This window comes from Gluconobacter sp. Dm-73, from assembly GCF_018256215.1.
Lineage (GTDB): Bacteria > Pseudomonadota > Alphaproteobacteria > Acetobacterales > Acetobacteraceae > Gluconobacter > Gluconobacter cadivus.
This window is the reverse complement of sequence record NZ_JAERLW010000006.1, coordinates 1-22,974: the sequence shown is the minus strand read 5'-3', so window position 1 is coordinate 22,974 and position 22,974 is coordinate 1. Positions and strand designations below refer to the sequence as shown.

The following is a 22,974-nucleotide window of genomic DNA, read 5'->3' as shown; positions in this document are numbered from 1 at the left end:
GGCCGTTACGTCGTGGGGAAACGTCATCAGGCAGTCTCCATGACCATGCTGGTGATGATTTCACCTGTCATACCATCCGTAATCCCCAGATCTGTGACGTGTGGCCCGGAATTGCAGGCGAGGGAAGCGCCCGTCACCAGTTTAATCATGGCGGTCGGACCGTCCCATGTCGTCGCTGCTGCTGCCGCATCCCGAACGGCTGTAAACTGATGACTGACAATTTCCAGATTATCCGGAGAAAGCAGCCCGCACACAGGAAGTGGAACATGGGCAATAATTTTGCCGTCCCGTGCGACTGCCATGCCCCCATCACTCGCAATGAGAGTGTTGGCTACAAGCGCCATATCTTCCGGATTTTGACCGAAAATCGCAAGATTATGGCTGTCATGAAGGATCGTTGTGCCGATTGTGGCTGACCAGTCTCCCCATCCCTCAAGAATGCCGAGCCCGGGTGGCCCGTTTTCCCCATAGCGGTTGAAAACAGCCATGAGCGCAGCGTCAGGTGGCAGGACGAGATGGCCCGCTTCAACGCTCATTTCCCGTTCTCCCCACTGAGTGGTGCGGGGTGTACGGACAGTTCGAACACGGACTTTCGTGGCTTCGGCCACCGCAATCTGAAAATCTTCAGGGGTGACAGGTGCGTGGTTAATGGTTTTGAGCGGAAGTCCTGGCAGCTCAGTTGGGAGTTCAATCAGAAGCGTTCCGTGTGACGCAGCATGGATGCCGGATGTGAAAACGTCCAGAGGCGTAAAATCTGAAAGGTTGTTGAAAACTACCAGATCCGCCCGGCGGCCAGCTGCAACAAGGCCAAGATCTCGCCGTTCAAGGCGCATCGCTGCATTCAGCGTTGCGCAACGCAGGGCATCCAGAGGTTGCATTCCCAAAGAAACGAGGCATCTGAGATGATGAATCATTCCTCCACGACGCAACAGATCATCTGGAAAAACATCATCCGTACAGAGCGTGACGGTTTGTGGAACGCAGCCCAATTCTTCAAAGGCGGCAATCGCTTCAGGCAGGATATTTTCATGGGAAACTCGCAACTCCAGAGTCATACCGGATCGGAGTTTTTCCAGAATATCAGCTTTAGACGTCAGCTCATGGTCTGACTCTATGCCAGCAGCCATAAACGCCTGAAGGTCTCTGCCTTTGAGGTTTCGTGCATGGCCACATACCAGTTTTCCGCTTGTAAGGCCGGCGTTGACAATACTCTTCATGCGAGGTGAGCCCGTGATGACGCCTCGCATATCCATCACTTCAGCAACACCGATCACTTCAGGCCAGGATAGCATCTCTGCCATGGCCGTTTCGTCAAAGACGGCACCAGAGCGTTCCAGCCCCGGTGCGGACGGTACACAGGACGGGGCTTCGACCAGAATGCGGAGAGGAAGGCCTTTGGTGGCTTCAATGGCCCATTTCACGCCATCCAGACCGCTGGCATTTCCGATTTCGTGCGGGTCCCAGCATACGGTCGTCGTTCCTTGCGGTACTACGGTTTTTGCGTAGATCCGGGGGGTAATCATGGAACTCTCGATATGCATATGAGAGTCAATAAGTCCTGGCGCGATCACTGCACCTGCGAGATCGAAAATCTTGAGGGCATCCTGACGCTGACCTGTTGGGTGTGTGCTGGCAATCAGCGGCCCAATCAATCCGACATCAGCGTTACGCAGTTCTCCCGTCGCAACGTCAGCAATCTTTCCATTCACAAGCAGAATATCGAACGGCGCCCGCCCGGTTGCTGCATCCACGGCGCGTGTGCGCAGTTCAGGCGAGGTCAGAGAACAGCTGACATCAATCATGCGTACTGATCCGATTGGCTGCGTCTACAAACGTCTGGATGAAACGAGGCGTATCGACTGCTGTGACAATTCGGACGGGGCGTTCGCCAATGTGGGGGCGGGTGCTATCAGGCCATACATGAGCGTATCCGTAATTCGGACCATGCGTCAGGTCGACTGTCATGTATGCCGTTACGCTATGTGTCATCAAAGTCGGATCCAGGGCGATAGCCGCGGCCAGTTCATCCCACATGGGTTGTGGGCGGAAATAGCGCTTCAGATAATCTGAAACAGGCCCAGGATGGAGGGTGGCCTGGTCGCGGATTTCAGGTGTCATGCGAATGGGATTGGCAACGGCCCCGATCGAAATTACCTCTGGAAATGGCGCTTCCAACGCAATGGCTGCGGCTTCCGGATCAAACATGAAGTTGAAATCGGTATAATAATCCGCACTATCCGTCACTTGGGAAAGGTTGCCATCAACGATGGCCCCCATAAAAACGAGCCTGCGACAGAGTGAGGCGAATTCTGGATCCAGCTTGATGGCAAGAGCGACGTTCGTCATGGGGCCGGCTGCGAGAAGAGTGACCTCATGAGGATGTTCATGGACCTGGCGGATAAGAAACAATGCGGCCTTCTCCGGAGAGACAGGGCGGCTTGGCATTCCTTCTTTGAGTGTTTGGATCCGAGGCTGAAGGTCAGGAGCATCTCCACGCCATGCGCCCTTCCATGGCATCTTACCACTGGACTTTTCCCAGGCCAGAAGACGTGGGCGTGAGTTGACCAATGGCTGCGTTGCACCTGGAACGACAGGCAATTTCGCCGGCGCAGAGGCTATTTCCAGAAAGCGGGACAGGTGGGCAACCGCTTCGTTTTCCCAGCCATCTCCAACCACGACTGTAAAGCCAAGGAGGGTTGCTTTGTCTGGTTGCCCCAGCAAGGGAATGACGGATTGGATGTTCGTTCCGCCCGGACCCGCGAAATCGTTGTCGATGATGACATAATTGCGTGTCGGCGTTGTCTGAGCCTGAGCGAAAGTCAGAGAAGAAAAGCCGAGCAGAAGAACTGAAAGGCGAAGTCTGGAAAACATGGAAAAATCCCCTCAGCCGTGACGGCCATGCATCTGGGCTGAAACAGCAAAAAACATAATGAAAATCACGCATAGACCCCACACGACTGGAGATACTGCCCGCCCGCGACCGGTTGCGAGAGCCATGGTCGCGTATGAGAATGTTCCGATGGCCATGCCGTTGATGAGATTGCCGGTCAGAAGAGCGATAATGAATGTCAGTGCGGCAGGGGCACTTTCCTTGAGGTCGGACAGATCCAGATGGCGGACCCCCTGAAACATCATCATTCCTACCATGAGAAGAGAAGGTGCTGTTGCCTGAGGTGGAATGATCATGAACAAAGGCCACAGGAAAAGTGCTGTAACGAACCCTCCCGCTATAACCAGAGCCGTCAGGCCGGTTCGACCGCCGGCATGAACGCCCGTGATGGATTCAGAATAGACCGTTACAATTGAGGTTCCCAATACTGGGGCCAGAATACTTCCGGCAGCATCTGTTATGAAGGCTTCTCGGGCTCTAGGAATGCGACCATTTTCCGACACCATTCCTGTCGCGGTTACAACGCCCAGCAGGTTTGCGAGCGTGCCGAACAGTTCAGTGCAGAGGAAAAAGAACAACATCGGCAGGACGTAGAAGATGTGATGCACGAGATAGAGTGGTTCGAGCTGGAAAGCCGTCTCATGGGGCATGCGGGGAAGCGCAAAGATATGTGTGGGCCAGGGCGTGATGCTTCCACCTTTGCCGTCGGGAAGAAAAAGCCCGACAAAGGTTAGAGCAATAATTGAAATAATCAGGGCACCTGGGACCCGTCTGGCGACAAGAAGTGGTGTGAGGATAAAGCCAGCCAGTGTCATGAGCACTTTGGAATTGGTAATGGGCCCCATGGACACAAATGTAGAGGGATTAGGGACAACAAAGCCGGAATTACGCATTCCGATGAACATGATGACCAGACCGACTGCAACCTGAATACCGATCCGGAGTGTATCAGGGATCTCCTGGGCAATGCGCTCGCGAATGCGTGTCAGGCTCATGACCATGAAAATCAGCCCTGTCAGGCAGACCAATGCAAGAGCTGCCTGCCAGGGAACGCCCATCTGTTTGACCAGAATGATCGCAAAGACCACATTCGATCCCATGGCCGGAGCGACGCCAAGGGGAAGGTTTGCCAGAAGCCCCATCAGAGTCGTGCTGAAAATTGCAATCAGGCATGTGGCGCTCAGGACGCTTGCGCGGTCCATGCCGGCTTCCGCCATGATCATGGGATTGACTGCAACGCAGTAGACCATTGCGGCGAAGGTTGTCAGGCCAGCAATAACCTCACGGCCAGCGGTTGTTCCGCTGGCCGTGAGGTTGAAAAAACGATCAAGACGGGCGTAAAACATCCGATCAAAGGTCAATTTTGGCTGTGACAAGAGCCGCGAAACTTCCGGCAACATAGTATGTTGGCGACCCTTGGGATGCGATGGTGCTGCCATAGATCCCTCGTGCTGCGCGTGAGGACGCTGCGACACCAGCCACACCGGAGAGATACTTGTTATCGCCGACATTCATAAGATTCAGCCTGATTTCGGGATGTGTGTGGAAGATCTTCGGTGCACGATAACCGAAGTTCATATCCGCGTTGACATATCCTGGCATGGCCTGGTCATTCATGAAAGTTGAGAACTGCCGTCCGACATACTTGACGGAAAATCCTGCGAAATATGTTCCATCATCATAGTCGAGTCCGACTGATGCCTGCACATTCGGGCTGCGCACAGCAGTTTTACCAGCCGTTGGAAGATAGTCTGCTCCAACCTTGTAGTTGTTATCGATCGTTGCGTGCAGATATTCTGCCGAGATGTAAGGGCGCAGGTGATGCCACGGACGCAGACCAATCTCGATGTCTACGCCGCGCGATGTCTGGCCGCCTGCATTGATGTTCTGGGTAATCTGCGCGTTGTTGATCGTAACCTGTGTAGAAACCTGACGGTTCGTGAAGTTATAGTTGAAGAATGTGATGGAGCCGTCCAGGATGTCGCCCTGATAGCGGTAACCAAGTTCTTCAGAGATCGAATACTCAGTTTTCTGGGCAGTATTGGCCTGCGTCGCCACCTTTCCGGTTGATGCGCTGTAGGTGTTGTAGAGCGCATTCAGCGTTGGTGTGCGGAAATTGGTCGCAACGTCTGCAAAGATCTGGCTATGACTGTCAATACGATAACGTGCACCCAGATTAGGCGTCGCAACGGCCGCATTCATGGTGGTGCGGTATTGTGCGCCAGGCAGGTAGTTGTACCCGATGCGAGTTACCATAGACTCCTTGATTCCGGCTTCCACTCGCAGACGATTATGCAGTGCGTTGAATGTGTCACCGAAGAACAGAGTATTGACGCGCGTGATGGTCAGGTTGTCATAACTTGCTAGGCGTGTGCCATCAGCCAGTTTTACGTTTCCCAGATATCCCCACACATTTGCCGGTCCGCCATTTTCTCCAATCGCGCTGTACGGATTGACCATGCGCTGCCTGGACCAGTCGAACCAGTATCCAAACACCAGCGTATGCTTGCCAATAGTATAATGAACCTTTGAGACAAGACCGGGGCGATAAACGTAAGGTGTACCGAACGGTGTATACATCATCACCTTATCGGTGGTCGTACCATTACCGTTCAGGTCGATGCTGTATTTTTGTGTCCCGGAATAGATGGCGTTTTCAGACATAAGGGACGCCGAGGCGATCGTGCCAGAATTCCAGTAAAAATACGGCGTGAAATCAAACCCGAGTTTGTCATTGACGACGATATTCTGCGGCGCGCTCAGGATCAGAACGCGATAAGGGCTCTGGTGCAGTTTCCAGTATTTGGTGTCTGTCGGCGAAAAATCTCTGCTATAATTCGCGCCTCGACCATATTCCTGCCAGGCAGACAGGGAGGGGTTCAGGTAAGCCACCTTCATGGAATCATCAAAGGTCAGTGCAACGGTGCTTCGGCTTCCGTTCATCCAGTCTTTGACCATTTTGGCGTCAATATGCTGCTTGTGATCGTCTCCAGCACCACGGAAATGCGGCTCTTCCAGATGTGACCATGCGACGAAAGCCCGCATTCCGGTGTTACCGATATCGCCGCTCTGAAGACGAACATATTCGCGATGTGTGTTGTAAGACCCGAAAGACCCTGCAATCGTGGCGCCCATTTTGTGAGACGGATCAAGCAGGTTCATCGACACAATTCCGCCTGAAGCCCCAATGACGGGAGAGTCCAGATTAGCGGACCCCTGCTGCATCGTCACTTCACGCAGGTTCTCGGAATCCACCCATTCGGTTGGAAAAGCCATGTAGGAACCGATATCGTTCAGAGGCGCACCCTCGACGGTGAAGCCGATCTGATCGCTGTTCATGCCACGGATCGTCATGTTGCCACTCACCATCCCGAAGGGGTCAGCACTGGCGACATTGGCGCCGGGAAGGTTGCCGAGCAGCTTGAAGACGTTAGGTGTCGGTGCCTGCTTGGCGATATAGGCCTGAGTAATCTCGCTGCGTGATTTCGTGCCATTCTGGGGAGCCATGCGGCCGCCTGCCACGGATTCTGCGGACACCCGGATGACTTCTGGCCGGGAAGGGGAGGGCTTCACGCTCTTGCCGGTGGCGGAAGAGTGGCGCTTCTCCCCGACGTGCTTTGTATCCGCAACAGGAGCAGCGTAGGCTGCCATACAGAACATGTTGCCGATAACGGCGGTACTCAGGAAGGTTGAAGCACGCATGGAAGAAGCTCTCAAACACTGCGGAGACGCCAGAAAGGCCCGAATCTCTCCCGACGCTGGCACAAAACAGTGACTGAATCGGCAAAGACGTATTAGGTTGTTATAGGACGTCTTGGTACCGGGTTTCGGTGTGCTCTTCAATCCAAAAGTGAAACGTTTTCTGGAATTTTTTCTTTATGCCTAACGCCATGTTCTCGTCAGCGCTCGATACGAATGGCCCGACGCCGCTTTACCTTCAGGTTGGGCATCATATTTCCGGGTTGATTGGCAAGGACAGCCGTTTCATGGAGCGGCTCCCATCCGAGGCTGAACTGTGCCTGATGTATGGTGTTAGTCGCATTACCATCCGTCAGGCGTTGTCCTATCTCGCTGAAAGGGATGTCGTCGTCCGGCAGCATGGACGTGGGACATTCGTAGGGGCCCTGCATCGGCCAGGGCGGCAGAAAACGATTCATTCGTTTTTTGAAATTCTGGCCGGAAAAGGTTTGAGCCCAGAAATGGCGTTGCTGGATTACCAGATGCGTCGTCCTCCTGAAGAAGTCGCTCTGGCTTTATCATCAGATGACGAGACATTGTTCATTCGTCGTGGTTATCGGTCCGAAGAAGGACCTTTGGGAGTGACAGAAGTTTTTTATCCCGCCCGGCTTGCCCCTCTTGTGTCACCTGACCTTGCTGCTTCCCTGACATCAACAGCGATCCTTCGGGATATTTTCAAGTTTCAGGTTGCCCATGCAGATATTTCCATCGGCCTGTCCAAGGCTTCGGCTGATGTCGCTCAGTGGCTCAGTGTTTCCGAGCAGTCTGCTTTGATGCGTATCAAGCGCGTAACGACGTGCCTCGGAGAAGGTGTCTGTGAGTACAGCCGGCTGCTGGTGACGGAGGGCAGCGCAGATTTTCGTATTGGCGCCGATGGTGAGATGTTGACCGACGGAGTGCTGTGACCTTTCTTTTCCGGAAGCGGGGTGGCGTCCGGATAGTCGCAACTTCAAAGACTTTTGACGCGGATATTCCTGTCATCCGGCCGGTTTTCAGATACTCAGACCCTACCGGATCAGGCCGCCTTTCATGGCAAGAATGCAGAGCCTGCCTGCCCAGCGTGAATGCCGGCAGTCAGCGTATTTCTGTTTCGGATGACACTGCATTGGCGTCCCACAACATTAGGAGAGAGGTGATTGCTGCATCCAGATCTTCTGATGTTGCTCCATCCCGGGCTTCACATGTCATGCCGTGGAAAAATGTCGCGAGAATATTGGGCAGGGCCTCAGTTACGGGACAATCCCGCAGTTCGCCGTTGGCTACGGCGCGCTTTACGCACGCCCGGAGGCCAGCCCGCGTCTGTTGCCGCTGTTCACTAAGAAGAGCCTGAACAGACTGGTTCTCGGGCGAGCAATTACTGGCACCTGAAACGATCAGGCATCCGCAAGGATGTGTCCGAGCCGCCTGCATGTCCGCTGAACAGCTTAACGTCCGCTCAATCGCATCGCGTGGTGACAGACTCTCGTCCCATAAGGGCGCCATGACCTGTCCGTAGGTCGCCAGATAATGCTGCACGACTTCGTGGAACAGGGCTTCCTTTGAGCCGAACGCAGCGTAGAAGCTTGCTGGCGAAATGTTGCCCATGCAGGTCTTGAGCTGCGTCAGGGACGTTGGTTCATATCCTTGTGCCCAGAAAAGTGTGGTGGCCGCATCAATCGCCTTGTCCCTGTCAAACTCACGAGGACGCCCGGTCCGCGCCATGCTGCCACTCCTTCTGAAAGACTTTTATATTAAGTGATCCAGAAATAATTGCCAAGATTTTGCACCTCTCATATATAGATCGAACGATCCATATATGAGAGCCATATGACCCTCGATACGACAGCTTCCCGCAAGGAGCTCAATGGCGGACTGCCCGTAGCCGGTTTGCTCGCACTGGCGATGACTGGCTTTATCTGCATCATGACCGAAACTCTCCCTGCGGGGCTGTTGCCCCAGATTGGAGCTGACCTGCATATTTCCCCGGCGCTGGCAGGACAGATGGTGACGGCCTATGCTTTGGGTTCCCTGAGCGCTGCGATCCCGCTGACACTTGCTACCCAGCGATGGCGGCGGAGACGGGTTCTTCTGCTGGCGATCATTGGTTTTGTAGTCTTTAATTCCGTTACGGCATTTTCAAAGCATTATGGAGTGACCCTTGTTGCCCGCTATGGCGCGGGTGCAGCGGCAGGGCTCGCCTGGGCCCTGCTGGCGGGTTATGCGCGCAAGATGGTGACGCGCTCTCAGCAGGGGCGCGCTCTGGCCATTGCCATGGTAGGCACACCGATCGCACTTTCTCTGGGTGTTCCGGCTGGAACATGGCTGGGCGCTGCTGTGGGCTGGAGACTGGCCTTCGCGATCATGTCAGGATCAACTCTGCTGTTGATCCTCTGGGTTCTGACGAGCGTTCCTGATTTTCCGGGGCTTGCGCACCACGAACGTCAGCCGTTCGGGCATGTTCTGCGAACTCCGGGCGTACGGTCTGTGCTGGGCGTTGTGATAACCTGGATGCTCGCGCATAATGTGCTCTACACCTATATCGTGCCGTTCATCACACCTGCCGGGTTGGCGCCGCACGCAGATGGTATTCTTCTGCTCTTTGGTATTGCTGCGTTGGCTGGCATCTGGCTGACCAGTCGCACGGTCGATCACGCCCTGCGGCTTTCCGTTCTGGTCAGTCTGGCAATATTCGCCGTTGTTGCGGTTATTTTTGCAGTCGGATCAGCGTCGCCAGTAGTGATCATAATGGGGGTCGCGATATGGGGCCTGACATTCGGCGGTGCTGCAACGTTGCTTCAGACAGCACTGGCCGATGCGGCTGGCGAGGGGGCGGACGTCGCATTGTCGATGAATGTCGTCGCCTGGAATAGCGCCATAGCGGGAGGTGGAATTCTGGGCGGTGTGTTGCTTGAGACCTGGGGAGCTGTATCGTTTCCCTGGGCTGTAATGGGGCTTGCGGTTGCTGGGTTCCTGATCGTCTGGCAAGCCCGGTTCCACGGATTTCCATCTGGCCACCGCCTCGGGCATGGGGACTAAGAATGCGATTTGGACGGGTGTGCCGTTTCAGTAGGAAGATAAGGTATTTATGCCAACGGCGGTTCGCCGCGTTTTATCTGAGCCTGCGTTGTGGCCAGCGTGAAAGCGATTGTCACCTGTCTGCTGACCTGCTCTCCCTAATTGTCAAAAATAGCCATGACCGGTTTCGCAAAGCAGACCCTTCCGGTTTTTCTTGACGCAGGAAGCGGGAGAAGCCAGCGATGAGGATATGGACACCATCAGCCTCTTCGCCCTGCTGCTGACTCTCTCGGCAGCGTTCAGTATTCTCAATCATCACACGCTTCGTGTTCCTGTGACGATTGGCGTGCTGGTCTTTTCATTGCTGGCGTCTCTGCTGATCATGATCCTGAATCCGTTGATTCCGGCTTATGACCTTCAGGCTCTTCCACGATCCGTGTTGGGCGCCATCAATCTTCCGACGGCTCTTCTGAATGGCGTATTGTGCCTCCTTCTGTTTGCCGGGGCAATGCAGGTAAATGTCGGGCATCTCCGCGCAAAGCTTGCCTCCGTGGCTACCCTCTCTGTTCTCGGCACCGTTCTGGCGGTTGCCTTTCTGGCGATCGCGGCGTGGTGTGTCTTCCCTCTGTTGGGTCATGCCATTCCTTTTGCGTGGTGTATCGTCCTTGGGGCCATTCTCGCGCCAACCGATCCGGTTTCGGTCGTCGGCATGCTGAAACGTCTCGGACTACCCGGCCCCCTTCAGGCCGTTTTCGCTGGCGAGAGCCTGTTCAATGACGGTGTGGGCGTAGTGATTTTCGGTGTCACGATCGGGCTGGCGACTGGAGACAGTCTGGGCGTGACTGCCTCCGAGATCGCTCTGAGTTTTTGCCGCGAGGCGATTGGTGGCGGCCTGCTGGGCGCGCTGACCGGATGGGTTGCACTCCGTGTGCTTAAAGGACAGCGCGACCCGCACATTGACCTGTTGACGTCATTGGCTCTGGCGACTGGAGCCTTCAGTATTGCCAACCAGCTTGGCATGTCGGGGGCGATTGCCGTCGTCGTAGCCGGGCTATGTTTCGGAACAAGCTATAGCCATTCCGTTTTCGATGAGGCATCCCGAAAGGAACTCGACGTCGCATGGACACTTATTGACGAGGTTCTGAACGTCCTTCTGTTCATGCTCATCGGCTTCGAAATTCTCGAAATTACGCCGAATGTCTTTGCGATACTGGCGACACTTGCCATAATCCCGCTGTCCATTGCCGTGCGGGCTTTGAGTGTGCTGCTTTCAACGCTTCCGGTTCACCTCAGGCAATGGGAGCGGGGCCGTGTTCTTGGGATCCTGACCTGGGGCGGTCTGCGTGGCGGCATTTCGGTTTCGCTGGCGCTTGGGCTCCCGCCCGGAGACTTGCGCGATCTGCTGCTGCCAGTCTGTTACGGGGTCGTCGTATTTACCATTATCGTGCAGGGACTGACGATGGAACGGGTTGCCCGCAGGCTCTACCCGTCCTCTGATCTGGAGTGAGAAGGTAGGCTGGACCTTCTTCCTTGAAGGCCAGTCCCATCAGCAAAAATGTAGATTTGCGGTTTTACAAACAGATCCTGTTCTATTTTTAATAATGACCGCGGATTGTGAAACTGAAGGTTCTGGGCTCTCCGAAGATCATCCCGTCATAAAATCCGGCCTGTCTGACATAGGTCTTGTCCGTCAGATTGGTGATGTTGCCAGCAACGTCGATCCACTTGGCCAAACGGTAGCGCGCCATAAGATTGATGAGCGTGTAACCACCCACACGCAGGTTGGAACTGTCATATTTCCCGTTGCCGAGCGGACGGCCAGGATTGGTGGTCCATTCTGTGCTCGTCTGGCTGGAAATGCCGCCTCCTATGGTCAGACGATGCAGCACACCAGGAAATGTATAGCTTGTGGTCAGGCGCACGAGATGATGTGGGTCCTGCCGATAGCTCAGACCTTTTTCGTAAAGATAGCTATAGCCGAAGAAGACATTCCAGCCCGGCAGAAGCTCGCCTGAAGCGTCAAGATCAATGCCTTCGGTTTTGACGCCATTGACGGATCGGTAAATGGACTCGCCCGTCGTTGTGTTGGTGGCACCCGTCGCCTCCGCCACATTGCTCTGTCTGTTAAGATAAAAAGCAAGAGAGGTATTCAGGCGTTGTTTGAAGAACGACCCCTTCAAACCCGTTTCATAACTTTTCCCCATCACAGGGCTGAGAGGCTGATTGTTGGCATCTCTCAGATTGGATTGGGGGGTGAAGATATTGGTGTAACTGCCATAAACGGACATCGTCTTTGTAAAATCATACACCATGCCTGCATAAGGCGTCAGAACGGCATTCTGGCGTCCTGTTCCTGTCGCGCCCGAATACTGGTTCTGCACATTATATGTACCACTATAAGCTTCGTAAGTACTTACCCGGCCGCCAAGGATCAGCGAAAGACCTTTGGCAAGAATGAAGCGGCCTGATGTGTAGGCCCCGTAATTGCGCGTCACATCGACTTCGCGTGCTTTTGTTCGATGCGTCATAAAATCCGGATACGAACCATCCCAGGTCTGCCAGTTGGCAATGGGCAGCCCTGCCGCACGATACTGGCAGCCCGAATAGGGCGTAACACCCGCAATGCTGCAATTTCCAAGCGCTTTGCTGAATGTGTATTGTGTCAGCTCGTCATTATACCCGTTGAAACCGAAAACGATCTGATGCTCGTGTCCAAGAAAATGGATCGGGCCCGAGATATGAACATCCGCATTATCACGCGCATCGGCATATTCTGCGTGAAGCGCGTTGAGGTAGCCACCTGTGCCATCCTGATTCCAGAAACCGGCATAGCCCCCGACATTTTTGGCGGCATTGTTGATTTTGGCAACGCCCAGATTGCTGTAGGAACTGCCCTGCGTCCGCATATAGCCGACCTTGAGGTGCCAGCCTGCTGAAAAATCATGGTCGTAGTTGATGAAAGCCGTGTACTGGTCGCGGGTAGCCTGGCTCCAGTCTGCGGCTGGGTTGGTGCTGCGGGGCAGGTGCGTGCGTGTACCGTCAGCATACCAGATCGGAACGTTGGTTCCCCATGAGGCGCCGTCATTACGGGTTCGTTCATACTGGAAGCCAAAACTCAGTGTATCCCGCACGGAGAGGTCCGCAGCGAAATTGGCAAGCGCGCCCAAACGATTGACGTGCTCCCGGACACGGAATGTATCCGTGTCATCCCATGTGAAGACATATCTGCTGCGGATCGTGCCGGAATGATTCAGCGGAGTGTTAATATCCGCCATGACACGATGCTCATTCCAGTTGCCCAGTCGAAGCAGGCCATTCGCTGAGAATTCTTTGGTTGGCGTTTTGCGCTGCAAATAAATGGTTGCGGACGGATCACCTGTCCCGCCCAGAAGACCATTGGCCCCACGGACGATCTGGACATTCTCATACAGGTCCATATTCATGGATGACCCAACACCACCGAAGCTTGTAGTGGCATCAATCTGCATGCCATCGATCTTGTAGTTGGTGATGTTGAAACCACGCGCACGATAAGTCGTACGACCGGCATTATCGTTGGCGTAGGATGTGACACCAGGTGTGGTGTTCAGGACGTCATCCAGGCTGTTGATCTGCTGATCGTCCATGACCTGTCGTGTCATGACCGTTACGGTCTGGGGCGTTTCGCGAAGACTGAGAGAAAGTCCCGTGGATGCGCTGGTGGAAGGGGCGGTATAGCTTCCACGATCCCATCTCTGGGAACGGACGACGATATTTTCAGCTGTGGGAGCAGTTTTGTCACGCGCTGCCGGTGGCCCCGCATCCTGATCTTTTCCTGAATGCGTCTTCAATGACGCTTTTTTCTTTTTGGAATCGACACGTTTCTCGGATTTTTCGAGAACGGCAGGTTTCTCTTGCATGTCTTCGGCCTGTACCGCGGCGGGAGCCACGGTAGCCAGGAATGTGGAGGCCAGAAGGCTGGTTATGGCGTAACGCGTTACAGGGCGCAGGTTCACGTCAGCAGGTCCCAATCGGAAATTCACATGATAATCATTATCATTTGCACATCGATAGCAGCGTGATTTTGAAATGAAAAGAAACGCATTTATTACAAATTATACCAAAATATATCTTTTCAAATCGGGACGAAGCCGAACGCCTGCGACCACCAGGTCGTCAGTACCTGGCGCCGAGACAGGTGATTTTTTGATTACGAGAGATGTCTTTGCACAGTATGCAAGCGCTTCTCGAGCGCGTTCAGAATTGGTGCGAGTTCGCAGGAACCGGAATGTGGTCCCTGCGATTTCTATTCGTTCAGAAACATTGGTAATCAGGCGTTTTTTTCTAACTGCCTTCGTTGTTATTCTTGGTAACTAGACAAGAATACAACGATTTTTCACGCATTCTCTTTTTTCGCGAGCACTGTTTTCACGGCCGCAAGGCCGGGATAAAGCGTGCGATAGCCCGCATAGGTAGTCTCATACGCATGACGCAGCGCTTCATTGGGGATGATCGTCTCCGCGCGCTCAGGCGACAGACACACGGTTTCCACGTCCTCGCCTGTGACCGCGAGACGTGCCAGTCGCGCGGCTCCAAATGCTCCGCCTGTTTCGCCATTGGCCAAACGATGCAGCGGAATTCCCAGCACTGATGCGAGGATCGCTACCCACAGTGCACTACGCGACCCGCCGCCGATGACCGCAGCCTCCTTAACTTCAGATCCGGACGCCCTTAACCCCTCCAATGCATCGCGAAACGAAAACGCAACTCCTTCAAGCACAGCCTGAGTCATTTGCGCGCGTGTCGTATCCTGCGAAAGGAGAGCAAAGCCACCCCGTACCGCTCCGTCATTGTGAGGTGTACGTTCACCTGAAAGATAGGGTGCAAACAGGACGGGAGAAGGGGCTTCGGGTGACACAGGCAATTCGGCCAGAAGCTCTGCTTCTTTCATTCCCGTGACGCGTGACCACCATGCCAGTGACGCCGCAGCCGAGAGCGTTACGCCCATCTGGTGCCATACTCCCGGCACCGCATGACAGAACGCATGAATAGCGTCCCGGGCACCGCCGCGATAGGAATCTGTCGTCACCCAGACTACTCCGGAAGTGCCAAGCGAGAGAAAGGCATCCCCCGGCTTTGTCGCACCCAACCCGACTGCACCGGCTGCATTGTCTCCCGCACTTCCGGCAAAGACTGGCGCTTTGCGCATGTCCCAACGCTGCACGAGATCGGGTTTGAGAACGCCAGCGGCCTCGCTTCCCTCTCTTAACTCCGGCATGTGGGAGAGAGAAAGCCCTGTTGCAGACAGCGCTTCTTCCGACCAGCGGCGCTGTCCGACATCAAGCCATAACGTGCCCGATGCGTCGGACATGTCTTCGATCGCCTCGCCCGTCATGGCAAAACGAAGCCATGCTTTGGGCAGAAGCACGAGACGCGTCTTCGCGAAAATGTCCTTTTCATGTTCTGCGACCCAGATCAGCTTCGGTGCGGTGAAGCCCGGCATGGCGATGTTGCCGGTTACCGCGCGGCTCTCAGGGAAACGATGCTCAAATATCGCGCACTCGGCCTCGGCCCGCGTATCGTTCCACAATATGCAGGGACGAAGCACCTTACCGCCGCCATCGAGCAGGACCGCGCCATGCTGCTGCCCCGATAGCCCGATGCCCGTAACCTGCGAGACTTCGGACGGATAGGCCTTTGCCAGCGCGTCGATCGCTGCAAGCGTGGCCGCGAGCCAGTCATCCGGGTTTTGCTCGCTCCATCCTTCGTGGGGACGCGAGACCTTCAGTGCCACCGTTTCCGAAGCCAGCACATGCTGCGCTCCGTCCACCAGAACCACCTTGACTCCTGACGTCCCCAGATCAATCCCGATATACATCCCACGTCACCTGCCATTTCAATGGGCTGTAATTCTGGACCTGTTCGCGTGTCATGGCGCGCCACGTTTATGTGAAGGGTCTCCATTCTCCCAGCCTCCTCCAAGAGAGCGGTACAGACGAGCGACGGAGATTGAGGCATTTGCGCTTGATTCAGCCAGAGCGCTCCGGCTGGCCAGAAGGGCGTTCTGCGTGGTCAGGACATTGAGGAAGTCTCCTGCTCCCTGACTATACTGAAGCTGCGCGATATGGACGGCGGTCTCGTTTTCCGAGACAGTCTCTTCCAGTCTGTTTCGATGCTCCTGCGCGGCACTCAGATCCGCCATGGAATCATCGACGTCTTCCCATGCTTTCAGAAGTGTGCGCTGCAACGCAATCGCCGCCTCTTTCTGCTGGGCGCGGCGCAGATGCAATTGTCCCGTCAGACGGCCCCCTTCGAACAAGGGAAGCGTCATGGTCGGACCGAACCCGTACTGGCGCGACGCCCATGAACCCAATCCGCTGAACTGCAACGCCTGAATATCCAGACTGCCAGACAGTGTTACGCGCGGGAAAAAATCTGCGACGGCAACACCGATACTCGCTGTCGCGGCATGGAGATGGTCTTCTGCCGCCCGCACATCAGGACGGCGCTCGGCCAGTTCGGAGGGTAGGCCGACTGGAATGTCAGCAGGAACGGACGGAATGGCTTGAACAGACCCGAGCGTGTTTTTCAAAGCGCCCGGTTGCTGTGCCGTCAGGAAGCTCAGGGCATTCACGAGGTGCACTTCCTGACTTTTCAGAACAGGAAGACGCGCCTCAAAACCATGCATCTGACCGCGGGAATAGGCGACATCGAGTTTTGTCGCCGTGCCCTGTGTAAAGCGGAGTTCCGTCAGTTTCACACTGTGCTCGGCAATGGCGATGCTTTGCTGCGTGATGCCAATCTGGGTCTGGATATTGCGCAGGCTCAGATAATCCTGCGCGGTTTCCGCCATGAGGGAGACCAGCACGTCGCGGCGCAGCTCGTCCGTTTCATGCATGGCCGCGGTAGCTGCCTCGACCTGACGACGCACATGCCCCCAGAAATCGACCTCCCATGACGCACTCAGCCCGTATTGTGGCAGATTGAAAGACGGGTTGCCCTTCGCGCCATCCATAGCCGCCGGTCCAAAACCCTGCTGGCCGCTGGCAATTTCGCCGGGCCCGGCCTGTTGCATGGTTCCCAGAAGGCCGAGAATACCGTTTGTGCTGGCGCGTTCACGGGCATAGGACGCAGCACCTTCCATATGCGGCATCTGCGCCGCACTGGCGATCCGGCGTTCTGCCTGACTTTCCGTGAAATGCAGGGCGGCTTCACGCAGATCGAGATTGTTACGCGCCACATCTTCTTCCAGCGCCGTCAGCGTGGGGTCATGATAGATCCGCCACCATTGTGCATCGACAATGGATGTTTCCTGCGGATGGCTGGCAGCGGGGGCTAGACTCTGATGCCAGTGCGCGGGTGCCTGCGGGTCGGGCCGATGATAGTCTGGTCCGACCGTACAGGCAGACAGCGCGGTGAGCCCCAGGAGGAAGCAGCGTGAGAGGGTGGACATGGAAGCTCTCATTTCCAGAGATACCGTGCGTCATGGGAATGGGTGCCCTCAGGCGTCGAAGACGTGTCGATTCGTGCTTCGACCGACATACCGACACGAACCTTCTCCGCCAGAGGTTGGCCGGGATCGAAGGTCAGCTTGACCGGGACGCGCTGGACCACTTTCGTGAAGTTTCCGGTCGCGTTATCGGGCTGGATCGCAGCGAAAGCCACACCTGTGGCCGGGGCCAGACTGTCCACATGGGCCTTGAGTGGATGACCGGGAAACGTATCGACCCAGACCGTCGCACTCTGGCCGGTCTGGACGTTCGTAAGCTGGGTTTCCTGAAAATTCGCCAGCACATAGGCCTTGCGGACCGGCACGACCGCCAGCAGCCCTGTGCCCGGATGGACATAGGCACCGACACGTACGCCGCGCTCTCCCACCACGCCGTCCACCGGCGCGGGAATGGTGCAGTAGGACAGGTTCAGTTCGGCCTGATGTTCGGCACTTTTCGCCTTCAGAAGCGCACCCTGCGCCTTTTCAAGCTGCGCCTTCAGTACCGCGACCTGCTGTTCAGCCGTACTGGTTCCGGCTTTGTCACGGGCAAGGGCCGCAACCGCTTCAAGCTGCCGGGCTTCCGCGCCCTGTTGCTGTTCGATCGTGCTCGCGCCCCCTGCGGACAGATTGCGATACCGGGCTGCATTCTGCCGCGCAAAGACTAGCGCGGCCTCGTCGGACTGCACGGTATATTTCGCCGCATCGACGATGGAGCCCTGACGCTCCAGCAGGGCCTGAAGATTGTTCACATCGCCCTGAGCCGCAGCCGTGTCGCCACGCGCGGTATCCAAAGCCGCGCGGTAATCGTCGTCCTCGATATGGGCAAGTTCTTCCCCGGCATGGACATATTCGTTGTCTTCGGCCAGCACTCGATCGATGCGGCCCGAGACTTTCGGCGCTACGGTCGTGAAATCGGCCGTGACATAGGCATCGTTGGTTTCCTGACGGATACCATCGCCCACAAAGAAACGATCCGCCGTCCAGGCGAGGCCCGTCAGCAAGACGACCGCACATCCGGCCAGAAGAAGGGGTTTTCCGTAAATCATATGAGGCAGGTCCGTCAGTGCGCGGTGGCGGGAAGGGAGGAGGAAGCGGGTTCGCGGGCAGCAGCAGGCATGGCCGGAGCAGGCCCTTTGCCGGGTGGATAGACGCGTTTCGGCAGCACGGCGGTCAGCGCGACATAAGCAATGCAGAGGCACATCACGACGAAGTAGATGTCCACCAGTGCCAGCGTTATCGACTGCTCGTGCAGATAGGTATGGAAGATCTGAAGCGTATTGCGCGCCACATGAGCGCCGTCAGGCGAGCTGTTGCTGATCGCCGCATGGATCGGATCGCCCATGCCCGACAGGGACGTGGCGTTATTGCCCGCCCGGTCCAGCAGCATGGTGGAATGATACTGTTCCCGACGGCGGAGCAGGATTTCAAAAATGGCGGCAGCAAACGCATTGGCCATGCCCTTGAGCATGTTGACCATGCCCGAGATGAACGGTCCGTCCGCTGGCCCCAGAGACATGGTGGCCAGCATCAGCACCGGGATCACAACCATTGGTTGACCGAGGATCTGTAGTGCCTGCAGGAGATAGAAATTATCGCGCACCCAGTCCGGCGTCAGCCAGGTTCCGAGGAACGCTGCCAACGCCAGACACGACATGCCGAATGCCAGCACATATCGGCAGTCCACCCGCGCGGAATTGCAGAGCGCGGCCGTCAGCGGCAGCATGATGAGTTGGGGCAGGGCAACTGTCAGCGCGACCGGAGCCGTCTGAATGGGCCGGTATCCCCGCACGGCTTCCAGATATGTCATCGGGACTTCCATCATCAGACCGCAGATGATGAGCACACCCACAAGGGTCAGCAGAGACATCGTGATATTGCGGTTCTTCCAGTACTGAAGCCGAAAAAACGGGCTGTGATGGTGCCATTCATGGAACAGAAACCCCACGAACAGCGCACCGCCCCAGAATGTCAGATGGGAGATGATCGGCGAACGGAACCAGTCCAGCCGGTCCCCCTGATAGAGCACTGTCACCACACACAGGATGGATGGCACGCCAATGAAGAAGCCACGCCAGTTAAATTTTTTGAAACGTTCGAGATGCACCGGATCACGTGGCAGTCCGTAGGCCATCATGGCAATGGCGATGATGCTGAAGGGAATGACCTCCCAGTACAGCCAGCGCCAGCCCACATGCTCGAACCACATTGCCTCAAGCGGCCCACCCAGATTGGGGCCAAAGGTGGCGCTCATCGCATAACCGCCAATGCCGAACACCTTGATGGGCGGCGGCAGATATTTCAGCATGACCGTCATCAGGACGGGTGGCAGACACCCCGCACTCAGCCCCTGTGCCGCACGAAGAAAGCACAGCGAGGTCATGTCCGGCATGAAGGGCAGAGGGATCGACAGCATGGCGAGCACGGCCGTCATGAAGATCGAAAACCGATAGATCGAGAACGTCATGTAGAACCAGGGCGTGAAAGCCATGGCGGCAATGTTGAAGGCCTCATAGATCGAGGTGAACCACGTTCCCTCATCATGCCCGATATGCATCGCGCCTCGGATATCGGCGAGACCGATTTCGGTGATGTGTTCGTTGAACCCGGCGACATGCACGGCCAGCAGCATCCCAAGGCAGCCGATAATGGTCCGCGTGCCAAAAGGTGGAATGTAAGACGGCTGCGCGGGCGGCGCACCCGCCAAGGGCGAGGCTGCTGGTTGCATTGTGGGGTCTCTTTCGTTGCCCCTCAGCCATTATCCAGAGCGGACAGGTCCGAAAACCCACGTTTGCAGCAGGTGACGTTTCCATTTTCCGGAAGGGTTATCAAAAACCCTTCCATTTCAGGCTGAAAGCACGAAAATATACTGGAAAGCCTTAGGAAACGAAGAGAGCGATGGCCAAACGAACTGACAGTCACAGACGCTATGATCTCGACCTGCTGCGCTATCTTCAGGTTCTTGTGGAGGAAGAAAGCGTCTCGCAGGCAGCGCGCCGGCTGAAGGTGAGCGATGCCGCCATGAGCCGCCATCTCGCAACGCTACGCACCGTATTTGGAGATCCTATTCTGGTTCTTTCCGGGCGCCGGATGATGGCCACAGCCTTCGCCAGCCGCATTCGTGACCGGGTCCAGAACATCGTGCGCGAGGCCGATGCACTGGTGAATGACAGCGAAACGCTCAATCTGCGCCATCTCTCGCCGCGCTTTACGATCCGCGCCAATGACCTTGTCGTCAGTGCGTTCGGGCATGTCATTCTGATGGCTCTCAAGCAGGAATGTCCAAATTGCAGCGTTGTGTTCGCTCCCGAAACGGAGGAGCCCGCCAGTGAGGCTCTGCGCAACAGCCAGATTGATCTTTATGTTGGTGCTACGGACGATCTGCGCCCTGAAATCATGCGTCAGACCCTCTTCCTGACGTCGTTTCGTGCCATGGTGCGCGAAGGGCACCCCATTTTCGCGCAAGGCATTACACCACAAACGCTGGTGGAATATGATCACATCAGCGTATCGCGAAAAGGTCGCCTTTACGGCCCGATAGATACTGTTCTTCAAGAACATTACGGCCTGACCCGACCCATCGCCATGGTCGTGCCGACTTACCATTCCATGATCGAGACCATGCGGGAGACGGACATGATCCTTCCGTTGCCCGATATCGTGATCGACCGTCTTCCACTTTCGCAGATCCAGCTTGAGGCTTTCGACTTCCCGTTCGATCTTCCTCCCGTCACGTCTTTTCAGGCTTGGCATCCGCGCGTAGACTCAGATGGCGTTCATCGCTGGCTGCGCGACACGGTTCTCCAAGTCATCCGGCGCGAACTCGTCCGTCTCAGGCGACCGACGAGGCAGTGAATCATGCATAAAGCAGTGAGGTTCACGTGCTATGTCAAGGTAATGTCGGATGCTTATCGCGCTGAGATTGTTGAATAACTCGGGGCGAGCGACTAAGCTATCACTTGCCAATTCCCATATGCACCAAATTTGCACATTGTGACACGGTGAACGCTCGTTTAGGAAGCGGGAAACTCAGGCCGGGATCAACGGGATTGAAGCGGACACTGTCACTTTCATGACTGTTTTCTCTACCCGTTATCCCACAGCCAGAAAATGATTCAGATCTTGCGCCAGACCAATAGGTCTTTTGTTACCGTGACCCAGAAAGTACAAGACGTTAACGATATCGGAACGTTTTGCACCGTATTAACCCTGAAAAGGGATAGACAATGAACCGGCATTTCAAAATTGGTGAAACGACGATTTCCGTGTTGCCTTATTTCCAACCAATTGTATCAATGAAATCTGATCAAATCATTGGTTATGAAGTTTTGAGTAGGTTTTTTGATTGTGGAAAACTTCTCGATACCAAGGAAAGTATCTATTGGTTCGAAGATAAAAAACTCCTTGATGGACTCCTTATTTTTCTTTTGGAATATACTTTCCGTCACCAACTTAAATTTGGTCCTAACCTGTTTTTCTCGTTTAATCTTTCACCATCGCAGATATCGGACGCCTGTATTCTTGATGACATCCTGTCCCTCATCAGCCTCTATGAGTTCCCGCACGAGCGCATCAAAATCGAAATTACTGAAAGCGTGATTATTTCTGATCTCGCGCTTTGTACTGAATTTATGACAAAGCTGAATACAACCGGAATTTCTTTCGTCATGGACGATTTCGGCACCGGCTATTCAAGTCTCACGATCCTGAGTTCTTTGCCATTTTCAGGTGTAAAAATTGACCAGAAATTCGTGCATTCCTGTGTCAGTCGTAAGGAGGATAGAAAAATAATATCTGCGATTGTTGGTTTGGCAAACAGTCTCGATATTGACGTGATCGCAGAAGGAATAGAGACGGTCGAGCAGGCAGATCTGTTACGGAAAATCGGGTGTACGAAAGGGCAGGGGTATCTGTTCAGTCCTCCTCAGCCATTAAAAAGGATTGGAAGCCCGAATTCCAATCCGGCGGTACATGCAGAAAACGAATATCAAAGATTATCTATTGAAGAGAGGGCATTTCAAATCTCATCTCTCTATAACTCGAAAGAAGTTTCGATTTGTTTTATAGATCGAGACTATATCATCCGGGATGCCAGTATGACATTCTGTCGTCGAATTGGTTTTGACAAAAAAGAGGTCATTGGTGCCGATATCCATGTGCTTCTGCCTGATACGCGTACGATGCTCGAATGGTTGAAGTCTTTTAGAGAACGCGGTCTACCTTATCCTCCATACAGATTTACGCGGGAGAGTGGTGACATCGACCTTGTTATGCTGACCCAAGTCAGAGACGAATCAGAAGAAATTCTGGGTTATTCAATTATTTCACTCGAAATCTTTAGCAAGACAGTTAGTGAGATAATGGCGCAGAAACGGGTGAATGTCTGGTAACCTGCGTATTCTTGGACTTGTGACGGTTTTGTGCCGGAATGTGATCTTGTTAGGCGGCTTTAGCCTCGAAACGAGTGGGCTGATGCTGCCGAGATATGAATAGCGTCGTCGCGGATTATAGAAGCCGTTGACGTACTGGAAGATGGCGGCAGTTGCCTGCCGCCAGAGCATTTCGGCCTTCAGGCTCTTGAAGAAGGTCTCCACAGCTGTATTCTCGAAGCAGTTTCCCTTGTCGGACATGGATGGAATCATCCTGTATTCCGTCTGTTTCTTCTGGAAATCATGTGAGCAATATTGGCTGCAACACCAAGGGAATGACGGCTGGCGCTTGTGATTTTGTGACGACGGATGTGCACTGGTCGGACCCCATTGAGTTTCATCAGAGGTCCTAGGCTCAGGACCTATTAATTTATTGAACTGAGCGGGATCGTTTATGTCCTCCGCAACGGCCTTCAGTGGAAGGATGCTCCGAAAGCGTATGGTCCACACAAGAC

The 22,974-nt window shown here is 55.0% G+C and carries 15 protein-coding genes and 2 pseudogenes; 6 read left to right on the top strand and 11 right to left on the bottom strand.

The window, feature by feature from the left end:
• Positions 1-26: 26 nt before the first annotated feature.
• Genes JK176_RS07495 through JK176_RS07480 form a run of 4 tightly spaced genes read right to left on the bottom strand, consistent with a single transcriptional unit; the run spans position 27 to position 6,592 of the window.
• Positions 27-1,802 carry an adenine deaminase gene (locus JK176_RS07495; protein WP_211587307.1) on the bottom strand — a complete coding sequence of 592 codons (1,776 nt, stop codon included), beginning with the start codon at positions 1,800-1,802 and terminating at the stop codon, positions 27-29.
• Positions 1,795-2,871 carry a nucleoside hydrolase gene (locus JK176_RS07490; RefSeq protein WP_211587306.1) on the bottom strand — a complete coding sequence of 359 codons (1,077 nt, stop codon included), beginning with the start codon at positions 2,869-2,871 and terminating at the stop codon, positions 1,795-1,797. Before JK176_RS07490 ends, JK176_RS07495 begins: the two co-directional genes overlap by 8 nt.
• A gap of 12 nt (positions 2,872-2,883) precedes the next feature.
• The gene (locus JK176_RS07485) at positions 2,884-4,236 is read right to left on the bottom strand and encodes an NCS2 family permease (protein WP_211587305.1); all 1,353 of its coding nucleotides are present in this window, start codon (positions 4,234-4,236) and stop codon (positions 2,884-2,886) included.
• Positions 4,237-4,240: 4 nt separating this feature from the next.
• A complete protein-coding gene (locus JK176_RS07480; protein ID WP_211587304.1) occupies positions 4,241-6,592 on the bottom strand; it encodes a TonB-dependent receptor in 2,352 nt (783 codons plus the stop codon).
• A 176-nt stretch (positions 6,593-6,768) separates the two neighbouring features.
• Here JK176_RS07480 and JK176_RS07475 point away from each other — a divergent pair, with 176 nt between their 5' ends.
• Positions 6,769-7,533, top strand: coding sequence for a GntR family transcriptional regulator (locus JK176_RS07475; protein ID WP_194268752.1), 765 nt, complete (start codon positions 6,769-6,771; stop codon positions 7,531-7,533).
• Between the two features lie 169 nt (positions 7,534-7,702).
• Here JK176_RS07475 and JK176_RS07470 read toward each other — a convergent pair whose 3' ends face one another.
• The gene (locus JK176_RS07470; protein WP_211587303.1) at positions 7,703-8,329 is read right to left on the bottom strand and encodes a TetR/AcrR family transcriptional regulator; all 627 of its coding nucleotides are present in this window, start codon (positions 8,327-8,329) and stop codon (positions 7,703-7,705) included.
• 105 nt (positions 8,330-8,434) lie between these two features.
• On the opposite strand from JK176_RS07470, the gene JK176_RS07465 reads away from it, so the two are divergent.
• A complete protein-coding gene (locus tag JK176_RS07465) occupies positions 8,435-9,643 on the top strand; it encodes an MFS transporter (RefSeq protein WP_211587302.1) in 1,209 nt (402 codons plus the stop codon).
• Positions 9,644-9,872: 229 nt separating this feature from the next.
• The gene (locus JK176_RS07460) at positions 9,873-11,129 is read left to right on the top strand and encodes a sodium:proton antiporter (RefSeq protein ID WP_211587301.1); all 1,257 of its coding nucleotides are present in this window, start codon (positions 9,873-9,875) and stop codon (positions 11,127-11,129) included.
• Positions 11,130-11,217: 88 nt separating this feature from the next.
• Here JK176_RS07460 and JK176_RS07455 read toward each other — a convergent pair whose 3' ends face one another.
• The 5 genes from JK176_RS07455 to JK176_RS07435 form a co-directional block, all read right to left on the bottom strand.
• On the bottom strand, positions 11,218-13,617 hold the full coding sequence (locus JK176_RS07455) for a TonB-dependent siderophore receptor (protein WP_349291915.1): 2,400 nt from the start codon (positions 13,615-13,617) through the stop codon (positions 11,218-11,220).
• 380 nt (positions 13,618-13,997) lie between these two features.
• Entirely contained in the window at positions 13,998-15,479 is a 1,482-nt protein-coding gene (gene xylB / locus JK176_RS07450; RefSeq protein WP_211587300.1) for a xylulokinase, read from the bottom strand.
• 51 nt (positions 15,480-15,530) lie between these two features.
• Positions 15,531-17,054 carry an efflux transporter outer membrane subunit gene (locus JK176_RS07445; protein WP_408874186.1) on the bottom strand — a complete coding sequence of 508 codons (1,524 nt, stop codon included), beginning with the start codon at positions 17,052-17,054 and terminating at the stop codon, positions 15,531-15,533.
• An 8-nt stretch (positions 17,055-17,062) separates the two neighbouring features.
• Positions 17,063-18,139 (bottom strand): HlyD family secretion protein, encoded by a 1,077-nt coding sequence (locus JK176_RS07440; protein WP_211587298.1) that lies wholly within the window; start codon positions 18,137-18,139, stop codon positions 17,063-17,065.
• Positions 18,140-18,153: 14 nt separating this feature from the next.
• Positions 18,154-19,818 carry an MFS transporter gene (locus JK176_RS07435; protein ID WP_211587297.1) on the bottom strand — a complete coding sequence of 555 codons (1,665 nt, stop codon included), beginning with the start codon at positions 19,816-19,818 and terminating at the stop codon, positions 18,154-18,156.
• Between the two features lie 170 nt (positions 19,819-19,988).
• Between JK176_RS07435 and JK176_RS07430 the strand changes: the two genes are divergently transcribed.
• Positions 19,989-20,945: a LysR family transcriptional regulator gene (locus tag JK176_RS07430; protein WP_194268745.1), complete on the top strand. Its 957-nt coding sequence runs from the start codon at positions 19,989-19,991 to the stop codon at positions 20,943-20,945.
• Positions 20,946-21,316: 371 nt separating this feature from the next.
• A complete protein-coding gene (locus tag JK176_RS07425; protein WP_211587296.1) occupies positions 21,317-22,480 on the top strand; it encodes an EAL domain-containing protein in 1,164 nt (387 codons plus the stop codon).
• A gap of 57 nt (positions 22,481-22,537) precedes the next feature.
• Here the strand turns inward: JK176_RS07425 and JK176_RS14960 are convergent.
• Positions 22,538-22,780: pseudogene (locus tag JK176_RS14960) on the bottom strand (IS3 family transposase); the annotation flags it as partial.
• A 117-nt stretch (positions 22,781-22,897) separates the two neighbouring features.
• Here JK176_RS14960 and JK176_RS07420 point away from each other — a divergent pair.
• A pseudogene (locus JK176_RS07420) lies at positions 22,898-22,974 on the top strand (IS5/IS1182 family transposase); the annotation flags it as partial.